Below are 20577 nucleotides of genomic sequence, written 5' to 3'. Positions count from 1 at the left end.
CTCGTTTCATTAAAAGTTGTTATTTAAACTATTTAAACATCTAAACTTACAGTATAGCGAACTTTTTGGCTATGTAAAAAGGGTAGGTGTAAATTTTACCCTAGGGCATGTCCTGATTTAAATTGTGAGGATAAAAATGAGACAATACAAGGCAAGGCAAAATTGGGTTGAATAGTCATCATTATATTTAATCCTAATTTTAACGAAGTAGTGGCTTGTTTTAGACGAAAATAGCCAATGATATAGTCAAAGAAGTCTAAAATGGTTACATGGCAACCGAGTGCAAGTACTACTGTAGTAGGCTTAACGAGGTTAACGCCGTAACCGTTTAGTAGTTCGCTGACTATAGGTTGTAAATACAGGTTCTCAGTTAGATATCAGAGAAAGCGTGTTAGAAATATAACCATTTTAATCCATGAAATGTGAATTACTGCAAAACAGCACGTGCCCTAATATATGACGGGCTAAATGTTAAAAGTCAGCTGATCTGTCGTAACGCACGAGGCGTCATTCTACACATTAGCTCATAACCAATGGTATTTGCGGATGCTGCAATCTCATCGACAGCTGGCTCACTATCCTCAATCTCTCCCCATAAAGTAATACGGCTATTTATTTGAGCTTCAGGTACCTGACTAAGATCAATCGCTATCATATCCATAGCCACACGCCCTATAATTGGGCATTTGACTTTTTTTGTGTCTAGCTCAACACTGACCCATGCACTTTCATTAACGACGCGGGGATAACCATCGCCATAACCAACGGACACAATGCCTTTCCTAGTTGGTTTATCGGTAACATAAAGGCTACCATAGCCGATGCTAGTGCCAGCGGGAATGTGATGAATAGCCATCAATGTTGCCCTAAGGCGCATGACTGCTTTTAAGTTTAAGTGTTTTGCAGTTTTGTTTTTAAGAGGCGAGCTACCATATAGCATAATTCCCGGACGTACCCAATCATAATGGCATTCGGGGAAATTAAAAATAGCTGCCGAATTGCATAATGAGGCTTTTATACTAGGCGACACGTCACGATGTAGTTGCTTTAAAACACTATTAAACGTGCCGATTTGCTCAGCATTTAACGGGTGGTTGGCATCATCGGCATTGGCGAAGTGCGATGTTAATATCAGTCTATAGCCGGCATCATGCAGTCTTTTTGCCACAGCAATTATGGTATGTGGCTCAAAACCTAATCGATTCATACCGGAATTCAGCTTTAACCATAAGGTACGGCTAGGTGAGTTTATGTGCGGCAAGTGGTCAATCGCCCAGCTAACTTGTGGCAAATGATGAATTAGATTTTGGCAGTCATTATTTAATGAGTCATGCCATTCAGCTTCACTAAATACGCCTTCAATAATAACTAATGACTTTCGGCATCCTAAACGGCGTAGTTGTCTGGCCTCTTCAAAACAGGCGACCCCAAGCGCATCGGCTTTATCAAGCGCGGGCAAAATATTTTCAATACCATGACCGTAGGCATTGGCCTTAACCATTGCCAATATCTTTGATTGTGGCGCCCTGTGTTTGACTTGCTGTAAGTTATGAGTAAGTGCGGACTGATTAATATCTATGGTAGCTCTACGCATGGAAAACACTCACTAAAAGACATCTCAAAACGTGGTTCACTTAGATGGAATGAAATAAAATAACTTGAAGGCCAAGGTAAAACCTTTATCCCACCATGCGCCAAACGACAAACATTACGGCAATAATATAAAACAGTGGTGATAACCAGCCTACGACCTGCGTCGCAATAGCCGTATTTATAATAAACCCCGCCAGAGCGAACCAATCCCGACGTCTATCATTTAACATATCCGCTCGGATCTGCTGGATTTCACGCAGCTGCGCATCTTGACGTGAGCCTGAGGCCGCCATGCTTTGCAAACTTTGATCAATAAGTTTGGGTAGCTGGGTTGTTGATAGCAGAAGCTCAGGTAGTTGCTGTCGGAATTCTTGCATTTTACGGGCAGGGTCGAGTTGTTCTTTAACCCAACTGGTCAAAATAGGCTTTGCAAGTGACCAAATGTCCAAATCTGGGTACAAATCTCGGCCAAGCCCTTCAACATGTACAAGAGTTTTGAGTAGTAGCATCAGCTGCGGTGGTATGCTCATATGGTGCCGACGTGCAATGTCAAGAATTTGCATCAATACACCTGCAAAATCAATCTCATTGATGGGTTTTAAAACCATAGGGCCGACAGTCCGGCGCATGTCGCGTGTCAGAGCGTATTTGTCAGTGTTAGGAGGAATCCATCCTGCGCGGCTAACAATATCAACTAGGGTAGAGAAGTTATTGTTCATTACGGCAAGCAACATTCGAGCCACAATCATTTGATCGTCTGGCGATAGTTCTCCCATAATGGCACAGTCTAGACCAATATAACGAGGATGATAACAATAAGGTTCATGTGTATCGGCTGGCAAGGTTTCTACAAAAACATTACCAGGATGCATATCAGCGTGGAAAAAATTATCTCTAAAAACCTGAGTAAAAAATATGGTAAGCCCTTTTTCAGCTAAGGCGGCTCGGTCGTATTTTAACTCATCGAATACATGGGTCTGAGAGATAGGGACTCCAACGATGCGTTCCATTATCATTACATTTTTAGAGTCGTCATAAACCTCTGGTACGTACATCATGCTTGAACCCAAAAAATTATTGCGCATTTTGGTCGTATTGGATGCCTCAAAGGTTAAATCCAGCTCGTTAAGCATTATCTGTCGATAATCTTCGACAATATCTATAATCCTTACTGCCCGAGCCGCTTCAATACGAGCAGATGCCCACTGTGCCAGTTCGCGAAGCAATTCAAAGTCTGCAATAATTTGCTCACGTATTGTTGGACGTACTACCTTTACTATCACTTCACGACCATCGTGCATTGCAGCCGTGTGCACTTGGGCGATTGATGCCGCTGCCAAAGGCTTAACATCAAAGCGTGAAAATAGAGTGTCTATGCGCTGACCAAGGCCGTATTTGGGGTCTTCAATCTGGGCAATAGCAATTTCAACATCAAATGGTTTTACACGGTCTTGTAGTTGCACAAGCTGAGCAATGATAGCAGGTGGTACCAAATCGCGCCGTGTAGAAAGCAGCTGTCCTAACTTTAAAAATAAGGTACCCATTTCTTCAAGCGCAAGCTTAACGCCGTTGGGATGGTGTTTTTTACCCCACGCCGATGGGTGTGTCTTAATGAGATTAACCACCGATTGTAGTTGTGGGTTGTCCTCGACAGGTAAATGAGTATCAAGGCGATGTTTAGCAGCAATGCGCCATAGTTCCCGAAGGCGTTTTTGATGAGATAAAAGCATGTCGAAGTGGCCCGTATTGGAGTAACGAATAAATTATCTGACTAATGGAATATAGAAGGTCGTTGTTTCAGCATTTGAAATAGCCTTATTTAATACCATACCCAATAGCAATGTAATCAAGTAACCAAGAAAAACTGAACATTACAAGGCGGTATTGTAACTTAAGATAACAACTTAGCCAGTAAGCTGATAGGCGTTAACAACGCTAATGTTATGTTTGGGTTTGGTCAAACGCCCTATGTGAGTCATTACCAATATAAAAAGAAATATGATAGCACGGGTATACGGATTTAAGAATGGGTTAAGACGACTGCTTAACGTCACAGCCAGTTTGTGCCACCTAAAATGGGATAATAAAATAAAAAGCCACCTCGATTTAGAGGTGGCTACTTCAAACATATGATTAGGATAGCACCTGATTTATTGACGGTTATTATTGAATTTTGCCTGCTCAGCTTTTATTAAGGCAAGTCGGGCTTCTTCACGTTCTACATCGGCACGAAGTTGTAAAATTTGTTGCTTTAAATCATTTGCTTCAGCTTGCATTTCAGGGTCTGCACTGGTATTTCCAGCTACATCATTAGCCCAATCTGCCACGTCATTGAGCGTGTGCTTAGCAGTTTGAGCGACATTACCTTTTAAATGATGAATTAACAAACCAATTTGACTTGCTAACGAAATCCCTATAATTGGTTCAAGTTGACTGGCAATATCAGGATCAAACCCTGATATTAACTGTTTTACATGCATTAATATTTTGTAGTCGCCTTCGATAGGCAAATTTCCCTCTGGGCCACGTATCAAATTTAAAAGCTCAGCAACATTAGCGACTTTAATAGTGCAGTCAGGTTGAATGTGTCCCACATCTGCTTGATTGTGCCATGCTTCAGCACGCTCATTATTCTGAGGCGGGCTGTATGGGGCAGAACCTTGGGGTTCAAACACACTTTTTTTAACGGTACTCACAGGCTCAAGTCTTATGTGATCGTCATTAAACAACACATCAAGGCTAAACTTTGGAGTATGGATATCTAAACGCAGAACTTTGCCAGACAAAGGGTTTAAGCCCGATTGTGTAATGTGATCACTACGTATGGCAAGGTTAATAAGCTTTTCGACACCTGCTAAAATTAATACGGTTATCATAAAAATGCCTAGAGTTGAGTCTTGAGGTTGTTTAGTGTAAAAATAATTATTTTTTGAAGCCGCGATGCACAGCAACAATACCAGCGGTTAAATTATGATAGTCACAATTTACAAATCCAGCATTTTCCATCATGTTTTTTAATGTGGTTTGATCGGGATGCATACGTATTGACTCCGCTAAGTATCGATAGCTTTCTGAATCATTTGCCACAATTTTGCCCATAAGCGGCAGGGCAGTAAACGAATAAATATCATAAGCTTTTGAAAGCGGTTCAAAAATAGGCTTTGAAAACTCTAAGATTAGCAGACGTCCGCCCGGCTTAAGTACCCGATACATTGAGCGCAGTGCCGCATCTTTATCTGTCACGTTGCGTAAGCCAAAGCTAATGGTTAATAAATCGAAGCTTTCATCTTCAAAGGGTGCTAATGTTTCGGCATTTGCCAGTATAAAATCAACATTATTACAACCTGCGTTAATTAGGCGTTCACGGCCAACGTCTAACATAGCTGCATTAATATCTGATAACACGACCCTACCAGTGCGTCCAACTTCTTTGCTGAACGCTTTTGCTAAGTCGCCAGTGCCGCCTGCAATATCTAAAACTTGTTGACCAGCACGTACCCCAGATAAGCTGATGGCATATCGTTTCCATAGGCGATGAATACCAAAAGACATCAAATCATTCATGATGTCATATTTTTTAGCAACAGAGGTAAATACATCAGCAACCTTGGCTTGTTTCTCAGCTTTTTTGACTTTTTTATAGCCGAAATGTGTTTCTTCAAGCCCATCTTTATCAGGCGTATGAGGGTTGTTTATGTCATCTTTTGGGTTGAATTTAGGAATGTTATGTTGTCCGGTGTCTGCGCTTAAACCATCTGTTGTCATAGAGTTACCACGAGCTGATTGTGAATGGGTAGTTGAAAAGGGGCGAGTTGCTTGTTGCCCTTGAGGTTTGCCTTCAGGTAAGTCGGCAACATCACTAAATTCATCGTTTAGTATAGCTGATTTATTTTTTGTATGATTATCTGTCATATAGTGGCTTTCTGTTTTTTGAGTAGAGTGACTGTCTGAAAGGGAATGATTTTCTTGAATAGATGGACTTACTTGAATAGACTGGCTAACATTTTTTTGGGCGCTGGTTTCGGCTGAGTCACTGGTGTTCACATCAGGAGGCAGTGAACTTGAGCTTTGTTGCAGTACCTGCATAACTTTAGCATTTAAAATATTTGTATGTGCAATAGAATCCTCGACCAAAATATTCAGTGAAGCTGAGGATTCATCTGTCCTTTGATATGAACTTTGATGTTGATTTTCAATTTGTGTGTTTATGCCCTTGTCGTGCGAGGGGGTAGAGACCTGCTTATCAATTTGACTCATTGCCAATCCAGAGATAATTTGTTGAATATAAGTTTAAGTTCAAAAGTTAAAGGCTATTACTTGTTTAATGTATTGATTATTTAATGATCTTGCATTAATAATATTTTAACGACATGGTTTGAAGCTGCAACGTTTTATTGTAGATAACTTGTTTAGTTTAAGGTCTGACAGCTTTTACATTTTATGAGTTGAAAATGACTAAATCTCTGCCAACCGGTATCTGATTTCTAGCTAATATGCCACTATTTTCTGCGAAATCATGAGAGTTTGACGATCATTTATCTTTTCCACCCTCAGATTTTACTCTCAAAGTCTAAATGAGGATGTTGCTAAGTTTGTTTAGATTTTTAATGATCTTAGCGAAAGCGAGACGGTATCACTTGGCTTATGTTGTTGGCTTTTATGATAGATACTATGATACACCAAATCGATTGATTTGGTGTTATTGTATTAATGGGTAATGAATAACAACATTCTAACAAATAATTAAAAAAAGCGACTATTTGTATAGTGTCAAAAGATTGTATAGTGTCAAACGATCATGGGCATTAAATATAGAAGGGCCCTTTTTTGGCAATCTATTTTAAAGTTTGCGCTTAGTAGTGCTAGTTTAATGAACCTCATCTATTATCTCAAGTTCACGCTCACAAAATGGTTCAATAAAATGCCCCACACTTTTGAGCGGTTTCATCGCTGCAAATCCTGCTGCAATAAAATCATATAGGCTATGCAAATTATATTGATAGGCTTTCTTTTTGGTCAGTTTAAAGGCTTGTTGCAGTACAAATGAACTGAGGTATTTATCTGTGCGATAGCAGACATCTTTTAAGTCTCGGATTTGTTCACGTCTTGCTTGTGGTTCGTCAACTGTTTGATATGCTGTCAGCATGTTCTGTTCATTGACTTCAAGATTGTTGTCTAAAAGCCATTTAGCAATATTCAGGTCAAGCTTAGTTGACGTTATTGCCGTTCTAATTCCCAAAACACCCGTTTCAAGTGCTGATGATGGTGCATACTTTTCAAGTTTTTGCGCTTTGGGCACAATGCGCTCAAGTTGCTCAGTTAGCTCTTTCAGCGTATCACCGCCATATAGATGCTCTAAAAAGTAATCTGCCATCGGTTGATTCTTTCGCTCTGAAAAAAGCTTAGCATGGGTTTTACGGATGCGATCTTTTTGCCATGATTGAACCTGTTCAAGTTTTATAGCAAGTTCAGGGTTGCTATGATGGGGCAATTGTTTGTATTCTTCTATATAAGTACTTAAATTAGATAAAGCAGACATAACACCTCTGTCGTTTTATTTGTGTAAATTTGATTTTTATTCATGTATAAATGATTTGTTTGTTATCTTTTTATGGCATGATGATTTGCATAAACATTGAGGTAAGACAGGCTATTTGACGCTTTAATAATACTTTACGAATTATTTAAACACTGGTATTGCTAAAAATAAGCATGTCTACTATTTGCACAATACATTAAATGACATGTCCAATCTATCTTATATGCTGACATTTAGTTTCAGCGGTAGATTAAGCGGTCTCGAAGCGTAATTTCCGATATGATGTTAAGAACGCTAATCTTATGAATATCTTCTATAGTCTAATCACTTAAAATAATAATAAAACCTAAAAAAGGAAAATAGGATGTCTAAAACAAATCAGGAAGAGCATAAGTCAATTGAGATAGATGCTGATCCGTTAAGTCAGTTTCACATGAGTGAAGATGAGCTAAGGTTTGAGCTTGTTAAAGCCCAGTATGCGCTCCGAGAAACAAGACAAGTTGGCCAAGCGACAGGTTTATTAGTACTAATAAACGGTATGGAGCTTTCTGGGAAAGGCGCAGCGGTTACTCAGCTTAGACAATGGGTTGATCCAAGATTGTTTAATGTGGAGGCAACGATTGGCTTAAAACCTGCATTGTATGAGCCAGTTTGGCAGGCCCATGTTTCTAAGTTACCAAGACATGGGAACATTACCGCATACTTTGGCAATTGGTATGCGGATTTGATAACAGGTGCTTTGACATGCATGAAACATGATAAAAATAAAACAGAAAACGGCGAAGAGAGCTGGGAATACTTTTTAAAAGAACAGTTACAAGTACTGGCGGAGTTTGAAGCAGACTTAAAAGCCAATCATACAAAGATTTTAAAATGTTGGTTTCATATTGATGAAGAAACCTTGCAACAACGACTGAAAGATAACTTAAAAGACCCAACTTGGCTTTACCATATGGATTGGCAAGATAAAAAGATGGTAAAGCGTTTTAATGATATTGCCAAGATTATACTCAGTCAACAGTCCGATTGGCTAATTATTGACGGTAGTAATGACCGAAGTGATGAAAAATCTAAAAACAAAAAGCACCATAAGGCACATAACCATGAAGCGAGCGTTCAGTTTTGTCATGAAGTGCTACATGCGACACAAGCAGCGTTAGTGAGTAGCCAGCAAAAAGATAGCCTCCATGCATTAGGGCAAGGGGTTGTGAGAAATATTAACGCCGCTTTTTCATGGAAAGATGTACCAGACAAACTAACAGATATAGATGATCCTGATATGGATAAATCGGACTATCATCAAGCGCTTGCAAAGAAACAAGCGCGTATTGCTGAGCTGTTGCGTGCCCGCAATTCACAAAATAATAAGGAAGGTAAAAGTTGTAAAAATACGGGTAATAATCATCACGTTATTTTTGCTTTCGAAGGCATGGATGCTGCAGGTAAAGGTGGGTCTATTAAACGTTTAGTATCACCACTAGATCCACGAGAATATCAAATTTATAACATTTCAGCACCGACACAAATTGAACTGCAATATCCTTTTTTATGGCGGTTTTGGAATAGATTACCTCAGTTTCAACCATCCATGAAAGAGGAGCGTTTAAGTCGCGTGGCGATATTTGATAGAACTTGGTACGGTAGAGTACTTGTAGAGCGGATTGAAGGTTTTGCCAGTGAAGCTGCATGGCAAAGGGCTTATGAAGAAATTAACCGTATGGAGCGAGACCTTGCCGATAAAGGCACCATTATTATCAAATATTGGTTAGCTATAGATAAACAAGAGCAACTCGAGCGCTTTGAAGAAAGAAAAGAGACACCACATAAACAGTTCAAGCTCACTGATGATGATTGGCGAAATCGCGATAAATGGCATGATTACGTACAAGCCGCAGCGGATATGTTGGCATTGACCAACACCAAATATGCGCCTTGGCATGTCGTGGCGACCAATGACAAACGTACTGCCCGTTTGGCCGTGCTAGATCATGCCATAAAGCAGTTAGAGAGGGTGGTTAATACATAAATCTAAAAATATTGTTTCAAGTTATATCAGAGGGTAGTATAATTATGACATAACTATGACAAAGGATGTCACTCTTAGTCAAAATGTAAATCGCAGCCATATATAATATTCTAAAAAGAAGAATAAAGCTGTTGATTCGCTTATTGACCAAACTAAAAGGAATTTCCCAAGTTTGCTGGAACCCCGTGGCTTATATAAAGTACGGGGTTTTATTTTATTCACACTGATTTGGCTAACAGACTATTATGCTTCCAAAGTCATCTAACCCAAAAGCGCCCAGTTTTAAAGGTTCAGTAAGAGCCAATTGGTTTTTTGGTTTATTACTCATAGCCGTAACTGCTTATTTTCTAAAGTGGGGTGTAACCTATACCAACCATCATCAAACAACCCTTTTTCTGGTGGCCACCCTCTTTGGTATATTCATGGCGTTTAATATAGGCGGAAATGATGTTGCCAACTCATTTGGCACCTCCGTCGGAGCAGGTACATTAACTATCCCACAAGCCTTGGCTGTTGCTGCAATATTTGAGGTATCTGGGGCTATCATTGCCGGCGGCGAAGTCACGGATACTATCCGTAAAGGCATTGTAAATCTTGATGGTCTTCCTGTTTCCGCAAACCAATTTATTTATGTCATGTTATCAGCATTGATAGCAGCTGCATTCTGGCTATTATTTGCCTCAAAAAAAGGTCTACCTGTTTCTACTACCCATTCTATTATTGGCGGTGTTGTCGGTAGTTCAATCATTATGGGGATTCAAATTGGTGGCACGGAAGTGGCACTGTCAACGGTTCAATGGGAAGCAGTGGGGCATATAGCCATATCATGGGTGTTATCTCCTGTACTTGGTGGGCTATTAGCCTATGTATTGTATGGTCAAATAAAATTAAATATTTTGGCTTACAACGATCGTGCAGAACAGCGATTAAAAGAGCTTAAAACCGCCAAGAAAGCTCTTAAGAAGCGTCATAAGGAGTTTGTCAGTCAGTTGTCTGAATCTCTACAGCTTTCATATACATCTGCTATGGTTCGTGATCAAGAGATTTATAAAGATGAAGATACAGAAAAAGAAGATTTAGAAACTGACTACTACCAAGATCTTTTTATTATTGAAAATGAACGCAAAGAACTGGATATGCTGAAAGCTCTGCGTAACTGGGTGCCTTTAGTTGCCGCACTTGGTGGCATGGTTATGACTGCAATGGTAGTCTTCAAAGGGCTCAAGAATGTCGATATGTCTTTATCAACATTGCATAGCTTTTTGATTATTATTATGGTTGGCGCATTAATTTGGTTAACCATTTTCATTTATGCCAAGAGTATTAAAGGTAAACAAAAACAAGACTTAACCCGCGCAACTTTTGTACTATTTAGTTGGATGCAAGTTTTCACTGCAGCAGGGTTTGCATTTAGCCATGGTGCTAACGATATTGCGAATGCTGTAGGTCCATTTGCCGCTATTATGGATGTTATCCGTACCAATACTATCTCAAGTGAAGCTGCTGTTCCTAGTGCCGTTATGATTACCTTCGGCGTGGCGTTGATCGTCGGTTTATGGTTTATTGGTAAAGAGGTCATTCAAACGGTTGGTACAAACCTCGCTAAGATGCATCCCGCTTCTGGGTTTTCGGCAGAACTATCTGCAGCTGCTGTGGTTATGGGAGCGTCTATGCTTGGTCTTCCGGTATCAAGCACTCATGTGTTAGTGGGTGCGGTATTAGGCATTGGTATTGTCAATAAAGATACAAACTGGGCACTGATGAAGCCAATTGGGCTCGCATGGATTATTACGCTACCAGCGGCAGCAGCAATGTCTATGATAAGTTATCTAATTTTGATCCAAGTCTTTTAAGTATAAAGTGTTTGGTTTAAGAAGCTAAGCATAAAATATTCAGTTAAAAAAAATCCCGCATGAAAATGCGGGATTTTTGTCTAAAATACCTAAGAGGCATCCAAAATGTAAGTTTTACACATTGCGACCATGCTGGTTTTGCTGAATCTTTTTAGCCAATCGATAACACTCGTTAATGTGATCTGTGGCTATTTTTTTGAATATCATATAGCCCATGGTTGCCGCAACCATCTGACCGCCTAAGGGGATAAACTTAGTCACTTGTTTTGCCACTATACGACCACCGAAGTTTTGTACGGTCTTTTTGACTACACCACGAGTTGCCATTAATCCTGCAAAATCAATAGCCCGATCTTTAACTTCACTCCAATGAACATCTTTTGACTCTAAATCAATGGCAGTATTTCGTTCAGAAATCAATCCAAAACGCTCACTAATCTGAGGTAAAAGTTGAGTTAACATGCCTGCATCAACTGCAACATCAAAAAAAGGAACAGGGACAATGGCCACACCAGCGGACAACTTTGCACGTTTTTTTACAAGTGCCTCACACTCTTTTTTAATTTTCTCAAGGTTCAGATCTGGATCAATAGTTTCAGGTAGTTTTTGTATATCTGGAGTTGTTTTCATACATATCCTTATAGGGTAGGTTTATAGGGGTTTAACTGACTTATTACTTATTATAGTAGAGTGGCTATACTTAAGTGCAATCATTACATAAGTGCAATCATTACATAAGTGCAATCATTAACTACGTCTATTTAATTGAGTAACTTGCTCAACAATGTTAACTCATAACTCAAATTTTTAAATCATAAGCTTAACTACATACAATTGGTATTATTAATTAAATTAATAAGATACTCATTAATTAACTTGCTTAATTTATGTTATATAGCTCTATTTTAATACTAGGGGAATAATGCTCAATAGGTGGTTTGTATTAATTTTGACCAAAAAACGTATTAAAGGCATATATATTAACATTATGATTAAACAAAAGGCTTAAACAAATTACACAAGTGCTAAGATATTCAAGATTATCCATTTTAATTTATTCTAAAATACGCATAGGTTATTTTTTTGCATGAGTTTATGAGTTAAAGATATACAATTTCGGAGAGAAAGATGATTAGTGAATAAGGTTATCTTTGCAAAAACGTATTTATTGAATGGATTCTAAGCTAACCTTTTTATCTCTAAAGTATTTTAACCTAAGATCTGTTCATCTATTAGTCTGGTAATAGTAGTCTGGTAACTGATATTAGTTTTATCATAATGAAAGACAACACTCAGTCCTACAAATATAGCCTTGCCTCAGTTTATAGTATTCAAAACTTTCAAATTCCACTTAAGCTAAGTACAATAGTATGATGCTAAATTTAACCCCCCGATTCACAGGTAAATTGCCTGAAGACCTACCCCCTACCTTATTACCTCTATATGAGCAGTCAGCAACATTGACTCGGCTGTTTATTGCCCGTGGTATCCGCACAGCCAACGAGCTTAATTATTCATTGTCTACATTGCTATCTGCCAGTGACCTATATGATATTGACAAGGCCATGTTATTACTCGATGAGGCCATTGATACCAATAAGCGCATATTAATAGTTGGCGACTTTGATTGCGATGGGGCAACTAGCACAGCCTTGATGATGAAAGTGTTGGGCGACACGGGAGCAAATGTGCAGTATATTGTGCCAGATAGATTTAAGTATGGCTACGGATTGACACCTGAAATTGTCCAGCTTGGTATTGATACCTATCAACCAGACGTCATCGTTACCGTCGATAATGGCATTTCTAGTCATGAAGGGGTTAACAAAGCCAAAGAAAATGGCATAACGGTTATCATTACAGACCATCATTTAACCACTAAACCAACACCAGAAGCTGATGCTGTCGTTAATCCAAATCAATTAACTTGTAACTTTGATAGTAAGGCTTTAGTAGGTGTTGGTGTAGCTTTTTATCTGCTTGGACGCTTGTCAAAACATCGCCGTGATAATGATAAATTATCAGTGCAAGTGAGCCAATACTTAGACTTAGTGGCACTTGGTACGATTGCTGATGTTGGTGTGCTTGATCATAACAACCGTACTTTAGTACACCATGGCCTAAAAGCGATTAGGTCTGGGCAATGCTCATTAGGTATTTTAGCCATATTAGAGTTAGCAGGCCGTGATCATAAGAAAATGACAGTGCAAGACTTCGGCTTTGTAATTGGTCCACGTATTAATGCTGCGGGTCGCATGGATAATATGCGTATCGGTATCGAGTGTTTAATGGCTGAGGATTGGGCGGATGCTCAACGCTTAGCTTATGAATTAGACCATCTAAATAAAGAGCGTCGCCGTGTAGAAAGTACGATGCGTGAGCAAGCAGATGACATACTGAATCAGTTACAACTGACAGACACGGTGATGGATAGTGAGGTCCAAGATAGCGGTGTTTTTCCTAAAATAGAGCAAGATAAGGTCAGCTCTCGTGGCATTGTGCTATATCAGGATGACTGGCATCAAGGCGTGATAGGTATTGTCGCAGGTCGGTTGAAAGAAACTTACTACCGGCCTTCTATTGTGTTTGCGCCAGCGGACAGCAATAAGCTAGGTGATGAGGATTTAATTAAAGGCTCTGCACGGTCTATACCTGGCATTCACATTCGTGATGCGATTGAAGCGATTGCTGAAAATAAGCCTGAGTTAATTAGTCACTTTGGTGGGCATGCTATGGCAGCTGGATTAACCCTAAAAAAAGGTAACTACAAACCCTTTATGCAAGCGTTTTGCCATTTAATGGATACAATCGATGAGACAGTATTTGAAGAGGAGAGCTTCACGGATGGTCAGCTTTTAGCTAATGATTTTAGCTTGCAATTTGTAGAGGCTCTTAATAATACAAATATTTGGGGTCACGGGTTTGTGCCACCACAGTTTGATGGGATATTTGAGGTTGTTCAATTTAAGGTTTTAAAAGATAAGCATTTAAAACTATCGCTTAAATATCCAGGGGTTCAGTACCCAATTGATGCAATTTGGTTTAATTTTGACCCCCAAGTTTGGGATTACAAGGCTGAGCAAGTACATGTATTGTTTGAGTTAGATATCAATGAGTGGAATGGCAATCAAAATATCCAGTTGATGATTAAAGATTTGTCATTGATTAAACCATCATAGCTTATTCTAAAAGTTGTAGGTCTAATAAGTTGCTGATTCACCGAAATTTAAGTCTATTTGCTGTAAAGTTCAATATCTGGAAATTTCCATTCGTATCGGATAGCAAGTGAGCGAATGATGAAAATTGTCAGCATGGTCGTTATTTCAACTATCCATTGACTAATACCAAACGTTGGTAGTATGAAATATAGGCTACCCCCTAGTAATGCTGGAGTTATGTATATTTCATGCTGTAGCACCAGTGGGATTTCATTACAAATCATATCTCGAATAATACCACCTACAATGATAGTGATAACACCAAACAATAATGAAACGGCAATATTTGCTCCCATGCTTACGGCAACCTTGATACCAATAAGGGTAAAAGCAGATAGGCCAATAGTGTCGAAAAGTTTTAGCAGTTTGTCGACATGTCGTGAGTTAGGATGGAAAAAAACTTGGAAGGCGAGTGAGGTTACTGTAATGACGGTTAAGTAACTCATATCGACCATCCAAAAAAGGGGGTGTCGATCTAATATGACATCTCGTACGGTACCGCCGCCAATTGCAGTAACAATCGACACTAATAGACAGCCAAAAACATCAAACTGTTTGTGCTTGGCCAATATTGTTCCGGATATGCTACAGGCAATAATTCCTATCATATCAAAGGCAAAAATAAGGGAGGTAGGGTCAAAGGTTGTATCCACTATTTTACCTATATACTGAGTTGAAATTAATGTACCAGCCTGATTGAAGGCAGATGCCAGTCAAACTTTAAAGCCAAAAGGCGCACTACAAATATGACGCCAAGCATAATAAAGTCATTTAAACCTGTATGCACTCCTAAATACTCCAATGATAAGTAAACACACGAGCCAATCAAGCTTGCCGTAATATAGATCTCTCTTTGCAATACCAAAGGTATCTCATTGCATATGACGTCGCGAATCATTCCCCCTACAATAGCCGTACACACAGCCATTAGAATTGCAATTATTGGCGAGGTATCATGGGTTAGGGCAACTTTCAACCCAATCACACTAAATGCAGCAAGACCCACTGCGTCAAATAACTTTAAAGCATTATCAATCTTGTGATATAGATGAAAAAAAACCTGTAATATCAAAGAGGTCAGGCTAATCACAATGACATAGCTTAAATCTATCATCCAAAACAAAGGGTGGCGATCAAGTAATAAATCACGAATAGTACCGCCGCCAATCGCATTGACCATAGAGACTAAAATACATCCAGTAATGTCGAATCCTTTATGCTGTGCCAACAAGGTGCCAGCAATAGCACAAGCTATGACACCAATCATGTCAAAGATATAAATTAAATTCTCTGGACTTATCAAATGTTCTGGCATATATGTGCACTGTTGTTAAATTAATGAGGGATAACTTTTTAACTTAGTATTGTTTGTCTTGCTTGACTTAAGTTTGAATGTGTATACACAAATGAAAAGGCCTCTTGAATCAAGAGACCTTTCCCTAAAATTGCTTTATCTTCTAAGCTTAATCTTCTAAATTGGTAACGCTTCTCGATATAGCTACTTAGGAATGTATCTTAAAGTAGATATATATCCTACCTTCACTGTTGATTTTAAGGCTGATTCTACGTTTTTCATTGTTATCTAAGTTATCTAAACCAAACAATAATACACGATATTGTATTAAAGTCATTACAAGGTCGCATATAACAGCCATTTTACAACAGCTACTTACCTGACATCTAGTAAACGTTATTAAACGGGTTACTTCAAGACTTTAAGTCCTGCTTTGTTTTCACGCTTTGGCTTATTAGATTTAGAACCTGTTTCAGTTGTCGATTTGTTGTTTTCATTTGGTGTATAATTTTCATACTCACTTGGATCAAAAAACATACCTTGGGAATTTTCTTTAGAGTAAATGCCCATTACCGCATGCATAGGCACCCACAAATCACGTGAAACACCGCCAAAACGAGCGCTAAAGCTAATAAAATCATTGTCAATAGTCAAACTACCTGTAGCCTGACTGGCGATATTTAAAACAATTTGACCGTCCTGAACGTATTCAGTTGGAATAATCAAGTTATCTTGAGTCGCATCTATTAAGAGATAGGGCGTTAACATATTATCTTCTAGCCACTCATACATTGCTCGAACCATATAAGGGCGGCTAGGGGTTAAATTTAAATCTTGCACGGACATATCAACCTCTTAAACGCTTAAAATAAAGTATATATATCATTTATATTGATTCAATAAATATAGGAATTCAATAGTGACATTAACTCTATTTTGTCAGTGTATTTGTAAAGCTTTCTCTTTCAAAAATACGTTTTTGATATTCAAAAAGAGGACGACATAAATGGGTTGGTAGCTCTATTTGCATATCATCTAAACGGTATAGCATTACCCCTAATAAAATATCACACCAACCAAAGTCATCTGACATGAAATATGCGGACTGTCCAAAAATGGGCGACAAAGTCACTAGGGCATCTGAAAGTTTACGCCGAGCTAAATCCGCTTGTTTTGCATTAAAGCTGTCTTTATGAGTCAGTAAAACTCTGCCAAGTTTTAACCAGTCATTCTGAATACGCCACGCCAATTGACGTTGAATCGCTTTCATTTTTGGTGTATCTGGTAGCAGCTTATTGCCATGATACCGATCTTCTAAATACTCAAAGATAACATTTAATTCATATAAGCTAAAGTCACGATGCATGAGAACAGGTAGACTATTGTAAGGGTTTAATTGGCGTAAATCTTCAGGACGTTCACTATCTAGTAACGACAGATAGTACTTTAATTTTTTCTCAGCCAGAATGAATTTTACAACATGACTATCATAACCATCATCGGCATATAAAATTAGCTGGCTATCAGGTATGTCATTTGGGTTTATCATATACTCAGGGTGCCAATAAGTTGACTAGCATCGTAACTAAACTATTTAAGTTTATCAATAGAATAGTATAAACCTATTTCCAAAACTTAATAAAGATTTAACCATATGATTTATAGAGCAGCATTAATTTTCACAAACCTCACTTTTCTGTTTAGAAGATATATCAGTTTACTTACCGTTCATGAATTATATCAATTTAAACAATATTAATTGTGTTATTTGAATATTCTGGACTAGCTTTAGAATAAAAAAAGACGATAATTAATATCGTCTTTTTTAAATGAAGAGTCGTTTATTTAATATCTTTCCAGAACTCTTTATTAAGTAGATAGACCGGTATTAATAATACCAGTAAAAATAAAAGTACATAGAACCCATAGCGTTGGCGGTCTTCACGAACAGGTTCAGCCATCCATGCCATAAAGTTAACTAAATCACCCACACGATCACGATACTCTTGCTCACCTAATTCATTTTGAAGATTAAGTAAAACATGAGGCATCGCTGCGTTTTTGAGTACTAGGTTATTAGCTCCCCAAGGGCGACTGGGATCTTCATAAAAACTTAATAGATAGGTGTATACCCAGTCATCTCCACGCAGTCTGCTCTCTAGAGATAAATCTGGAGGGGCAGCACCAAACCATGATGCTTGTACTTCTGGATCAATCTGGGCATCAATATGATCACCAATACCATCAGCAGTCACTAGAAGGTATTTTTCAACCAATTCAGGTGGGATATCCAAATCTTGAGCAATACGTGAGTGGCGAACATATTTCGCAGAGTGACACCCTGCGCAATAGTTCATGAACATGGTAGCCCCACGTTGTAGCGAGCCCTTATTATTGAAATCAATAGGGGCTGTACTACAGGTTAAGCTTTCTTCATGACCTTCAGCATTGGTAAAGGTACCACATCCACCACCGCCAGATGCTTGGGCAGTGCTAGCAGCTAAGGCAATGGCAACACCAAATCCGAAGCCAGCAAATGATTTTTTAATCGCACTCATTAGTGACCTCCAGTAACGCGTTCGGGTGGCTGCTTACATTTTTCAATTGACGTGTATATTGGCATCAAGAAAAAGAATAAGAAGTACAATACTGTAAATATACGACCTAAGATAGTGTTGAGTGGGGTAGAGGGAGCAACACCCAAATAGCCTAAGAAAACAAAACTAATGACAAAGATAGTAAGGGCAATCTTCGATAGTATACCTTTATAACGTATTGATTTAACAGGTGAACGATCTAACCATGGTAACAAGAATAACATAGCAATAGCACCGCCCATTGCGATAACCCCGCCAAGCTTATCAGGAACAGCACGTAGAATGGCATAAAATGGAGTGTAATACCAAACTGGTGCGATATGTTCAGGTGTTTTAAGCGAGTTAGCGACTTCAAAATTTGGCTTTTCTAAGAAGAAACCGCCACCTTCAGGGAAGAAAAATACTACTGCAAAAAATACAATAAAGAATACCACGATACCGACCATGTCATGCACGGTATAGTAGGGATGGAATGGAACGCCATCTAACGGAATACCGTTTTTGTCTTTAAGCTTCTTGATGTCAACGCCATCAGGGTTATTAGAACCCACATGGTGTAAGGCAACCAAATGAATAAACACTAATCCAACAAGCACTAAAGGAATGGCAACCACGTGCAAGGCGAAGAAACGGTTAAGGGTAATGCCCGATATTAAATAGTCTCCACGTACCCACTCTGCAAGACCATCTCCAATGACTGGAATAGCCGCAGGTAGATTAAGAATAACTTGAGCACCCCAGAATGACATATTACCCCAAGGTAGCAAGTAGCCAAAGAAGCCTTCAGCCATTAAGCACAGATAAATACCCATACCGATGAGCCAAATAAGCTCACGAGGTTTTTTGTATGAACCATATAGCATACCCCTAAACATATGCAGATAAACGACAACAAAGAATGCTGATGCACCAGTTGAGTGCATGTAACGAATTAACCAGCCACCTTTAACATCACGCATGATGTATTCGACAGATGCAAAAGCACCTTCAGCACTAGGGTTAAACATCATCGTCAACCATATACCAGTAACAAGCTGGTTGACTAATACAATCATTGATAGTACGCCGAAGAAGTACCAAAAGTTAAAGTTTTTTGGGGCATAATACTTTGACATATGGTATTCATATGTCTCAGTTGCGGGGAATCGAGCGTCAACCCAGTTCATCAAATTTTTACCAATACTCATAATGAAACCTCCCCGACAGTTAAGATAGGCCCATCTACACTGTACTCAGGAATGGGTAAATTAAGTGGGGCAGGAACGCCCTTATATACACGCCCAGATAAATCATATAGTGAACCGTGACATGGACAGAAGAAGCCACCATACCAGTTATCACCACCTAAATCAGCCGCGCCAACATCTGGACGGTAGTTAGGCGCACAACCTAAATGAGTACAAACCCCTTCAACGACTAAAATACTCGGATCACGTGAGCGGGTTTGGTTTTTGGCATATTCAGGTTGAATGGATGCTTCTGATTCAGGATCACTAAGCATTGGTGTGACATCTTCTAACAGGGCTACCATTTCGTCGGTACGTTTAACAACAAATATGGGTTTACCACGATATTTAACCACAATCATTTGGCCATCTTCGATAGCACTAATGTCTTGTGTAACGGCAGCACCAGCAGCTTCAGCTTTCGCACTTGGATACCAAGAGCGGACAAACGGTGTTGCGACTGCAGCAACCCCAACTGCACCTATTGCAGCAGATGTAGCAATCAGTACTCTACGACGTTTTATGTTGACGCCTTCGGCATGGCTCATTAAAAACTTCCTCCAGATAATAGTCATGAAACAACTACCACTAGTCAAGAAATAACTAGTGTCGTTTCAAACTGGTATGTATTACCCAATTAAACTTAAGAGACATTAAAACCTCTTTACCAAGCTTATTAGGTTACATTGGCTTTGCCTATTTATTTCTAATTGTGTCTATTCTAAGCTATTTTAGCTATAAAATAAATTCAAATATGCAAAAAACAAAAAACCCCTGCGTAAACAAGGGTTTTTTTTTGTATCTGATAGTCACGACTATGCTAGTCGTACAAAATTATTAACGTTTAGAGAACTGAGGACGCTTACGTGCTTTGCGTAGACCCAATTTCTTACGTTCAACTTGTCGTGAGTCACGAGTAACAAAACCAGCTTCTTTAAGAGCAGGCTTTAAAGTTTCGTCAGACTCAATTAGAGCACGAGTAATACCGTGACGGATAGCACCCGCTTGACCATTAATACCACCACCTTTAACAGTAGCGTACACATCATAGCTCTCGCCAGCTTCTAGAAGCTCAAATGGTTGACGAACAACCATACGTGATGTTTCGCGACCAAAGTACTCTTCAAGGGGCTTGCCGTTTACAACGATATTGCCTGTACCTTTTGATAAAAATACTCGGGCAGTAGATGTTTTACGACGACCAGTTCCGTAATTGCGTTCCATAACTTAC

Annotated in this window: 17 protein-coding genes; 3 read left to right on the top strand and 14 right to left on the bottom strand. The window is 39.1% G+C overall.

From position 1 onward, the window contains the following. Window positions 1–478: 478 nt before the first annotated feature. From alr to AC2SLL_RS02485, 5 genes are all read right to left on the bottom strand, one after another. A complete protein-coding gene (alr, locus tag AC2SLL_RS02505; RefSeq protein WP_486530091.1) occupies window positions 479–1594 on the bottom strand; it encodes an alanine racemase in 1116 nt (371 codons plus the stop codon). Window positions 1595–1679: 85 nt separating this feature from the next. Then, window positions 1680–3323 carry an ABC1 kinase family protein gene (locus AC2SLL_RS02500; RefSeq protein ID WP_486530090.1) on the bottom strand — a complete coding sequence of 548 codons (1644 nt, stop codon included), beginning with the start codon at window positions 3321–3323 and terminating at the stop codon, window positions 1680–1682. Between the two features lie 420 nt (window positions 3324–3743). Next, a complete protein-coding gene (locus AC2SLL_RS02495) occupies window positions 3744–4469 on the bottom strand; it encodes a ubiquinone biosynthesis accessory factor UbiJ (protein ID WP_486530089.1) in 726 nt (241 codons plus the stop codon). Window positions 4470–4515: 46 nt separating this feature from the next. Next, window positions 4516–5505, bottom strand: coding sequence for a bifunctional demethylmenaquinone methyltransferase/2-methoxy-6-polyprenyl-1,4-benzoquinol methylase UbiE (ubiE, locus tag AC2SLL_RS02490; RefSeq protein WP_486530188.1), 990 nt, complete (start codon window positions 5503–5505; stop codon window positions 4516–4518). Between the two features lie 955 nt (window positions 5506–6460). Beyond that, window positions 6461–7132, bottom strand: a complete 672-nt coding sequence (locus tag AC2SLL_RS02485; protein ID WP_486530088.1) for an FFLEELY motif protein — start codon at window positions 7130–7132, stop codon at window positions 6461–6463. Window positions 7133–7496: 364 nt separating this feature from the next. Here AC2SLL_RS02485 and AC2SLL_RS02480 point away from each other — a divergent pair, with 364 nt between their 5' ends. Together AC2SLL_RS02480 and AC2SLL_RS02475 are read left to right on the top strand one after the other, a co-directional pair. After that, the gene (locus tag AC2SLL_RS02480) at window positions 7497–9158 is read left to right on the top strand and encodes an ATPase (RefSeq protein ID WP_486530087.1); all 1662 of its coding nucleotides are present in this window, start codon (window positions 7497–7499) and stop codon (window positions 9156–9158) included. 245 nt (window positions 9159–9403) lie between these two features. After that, window positions 9404–11011 carry an inorganic phosphate transporter gene (locus tag AC2SLL_RS02475; protein ID WP_486530086.1) on the top strand — a complete coding sequence of 536 codons (1608 nt, stop codon included), beginning with the start codon at window positions 9404–9406 and terminating at the stop codon, window positions 11009–11011. Window positions 11012–11125: 114 nt separating this feature from the next. On the opposite strand, the gene AC2SLL_RS02470 is transcribed toward AC2SLL_RS02475, so the two are convergent. After that, window positions 11126–11641 carry a hypothetical protein gene (locus AC2SLL_RS02470; protein ID WP_486530085.1) on the bottom strand — a complete coding sequence of 172 codons (516 nt, stop codon included), beginning with the start codon at window positions 11639–11641 and terminating at the stop codon, window positions 11126–11128. Window positions 11642–12384: 743 nt separating this feature from the next. Between AC2SLL_RS02470 and recJ the strand changes: the two genes are divergently transcribed. Further along, a complete protein-coding gene (recJ, locus tag AC2SLL_RS02465; RefSeq protein WP_486530187.1) occupies window positions 12385–14190 on the top strand; it encodes a single-stranded-DNA-specific exonuclease RecJ in 1806 nt (601 codons plus the stop codon). A 53-nt stretch (window positions 14191–14243) separates the two neighbouring features. Here recJ and AC2SLL_RS02460 read toward each other — a convergent pair whose 3' ends face one another. The 8 genes from AC2SLL_RS02460 to rpsI form a co-directional block, all read right to left on the bottom strand. Further along, a complete protein-coding gene (locus AC2SLL_RS02460) occupies window positions 14244–14837 on the bottom strand; it encodes a trimeric intracellular cation channel family protein (RefSeq protein WP_486530186.1) in 594 nt (197 codons plus the stop codon). Between the two features lie 71 nt (window positions 14838–14908). Further along, the gene (locus tag AC2SLL_RS02455; RefSeq protein ID WP_486530084.1) at window positions 14909–15544 is read right to left on the bottom strand and encodes a trimeric intracellular cation channel family protein; all 636 of its coding nucleotides are present in this window, start codon (window positions 15542–15544) and stop codon (window positions 14909–14911) included. A gap of 387 nt (window positions 15545–15931) precedes the next feature. Beyond that, entirely contained in the window at window positions 15932–16369 is a 438-nt protein-coding gene (locus AC2SLL_RS02450; RefSeq protein WP_486530083.1) for a ClpXP protease specificity-enhancing factor, read from the bottom strand. A gap of 85 nt (window positions 16370–16454) precedes the next feature. Then, entirely contained in the window at window positions 16455–17072 is a 618-nt protein-coding gene (locus AC2SLL_RS02445) for a glutathione S-transferase N-terminal domain-containing protein (protein WP_486530082.1), read from the bottom strand. A gap of 292 nt (window positions 17073–17364) precedes the next feature. Next, the gene (locus AC2SLL_RS02440; protein ID WP_486530081.1) at window positions 17365–18081 is read right to left on the bottom strand and encodes a cytochrome c1; all 717 of its coding nucleotides are present in this window, start codon (window positions 18079–18081) and stop codon (window positions 17365–17367) included. After that, window positions 18081–19286, bottom strand: a complete 1206-nt coding sequence (locus AC2SLL_RS02435; RefSeq protein ID WP_486530185.1) for a cytochrome b — start codon at window positions 19284–19286, stop codon at window positions 18081–18083. Before AC2SLL_RS02435 ends, AC2SLL_RS02440 begins: the two co-directional genes overlap by 1 nt. A 17-nt stretch (window positions 19287–19303) precedes the next feature. Continuing rightward, on the bottom strand, window positions 19304–19894 hold the full coding sequence (gene petA / locus AC2SLL_RS02430) for a ubiquinol-cytochrome c reductase iron-sulfur subunit (protein WP_486530080.1): 591 nt from the start codon (window positions 19892–19894) through the stop codon (window positions 19304–19306). A 289-nt stretch (window positions 19895–20183) separates the two neighbouring features. After that, window positions 20184–20570, bottom strand: coding sequence for a 30S ribosomal protein S9 (gene rpsI, locus AC2SLL_RS02425; protein WP_486530079.1), 387 nt, complete (start codon window positions 20568–20570; stop codon window positions 20184–20186). Between the last annotated feature and the right edge of the window lie 7 nt (window positions 20571–20577).

Source organism: Psychrobacter sp. CX97 (assembly GCF_057396285.1).
The sequence above is the reverse complement of the archived record's forward strand: the minus strand, read 5'-3'. Positions and strand labels throughout refer to the sequence as shown.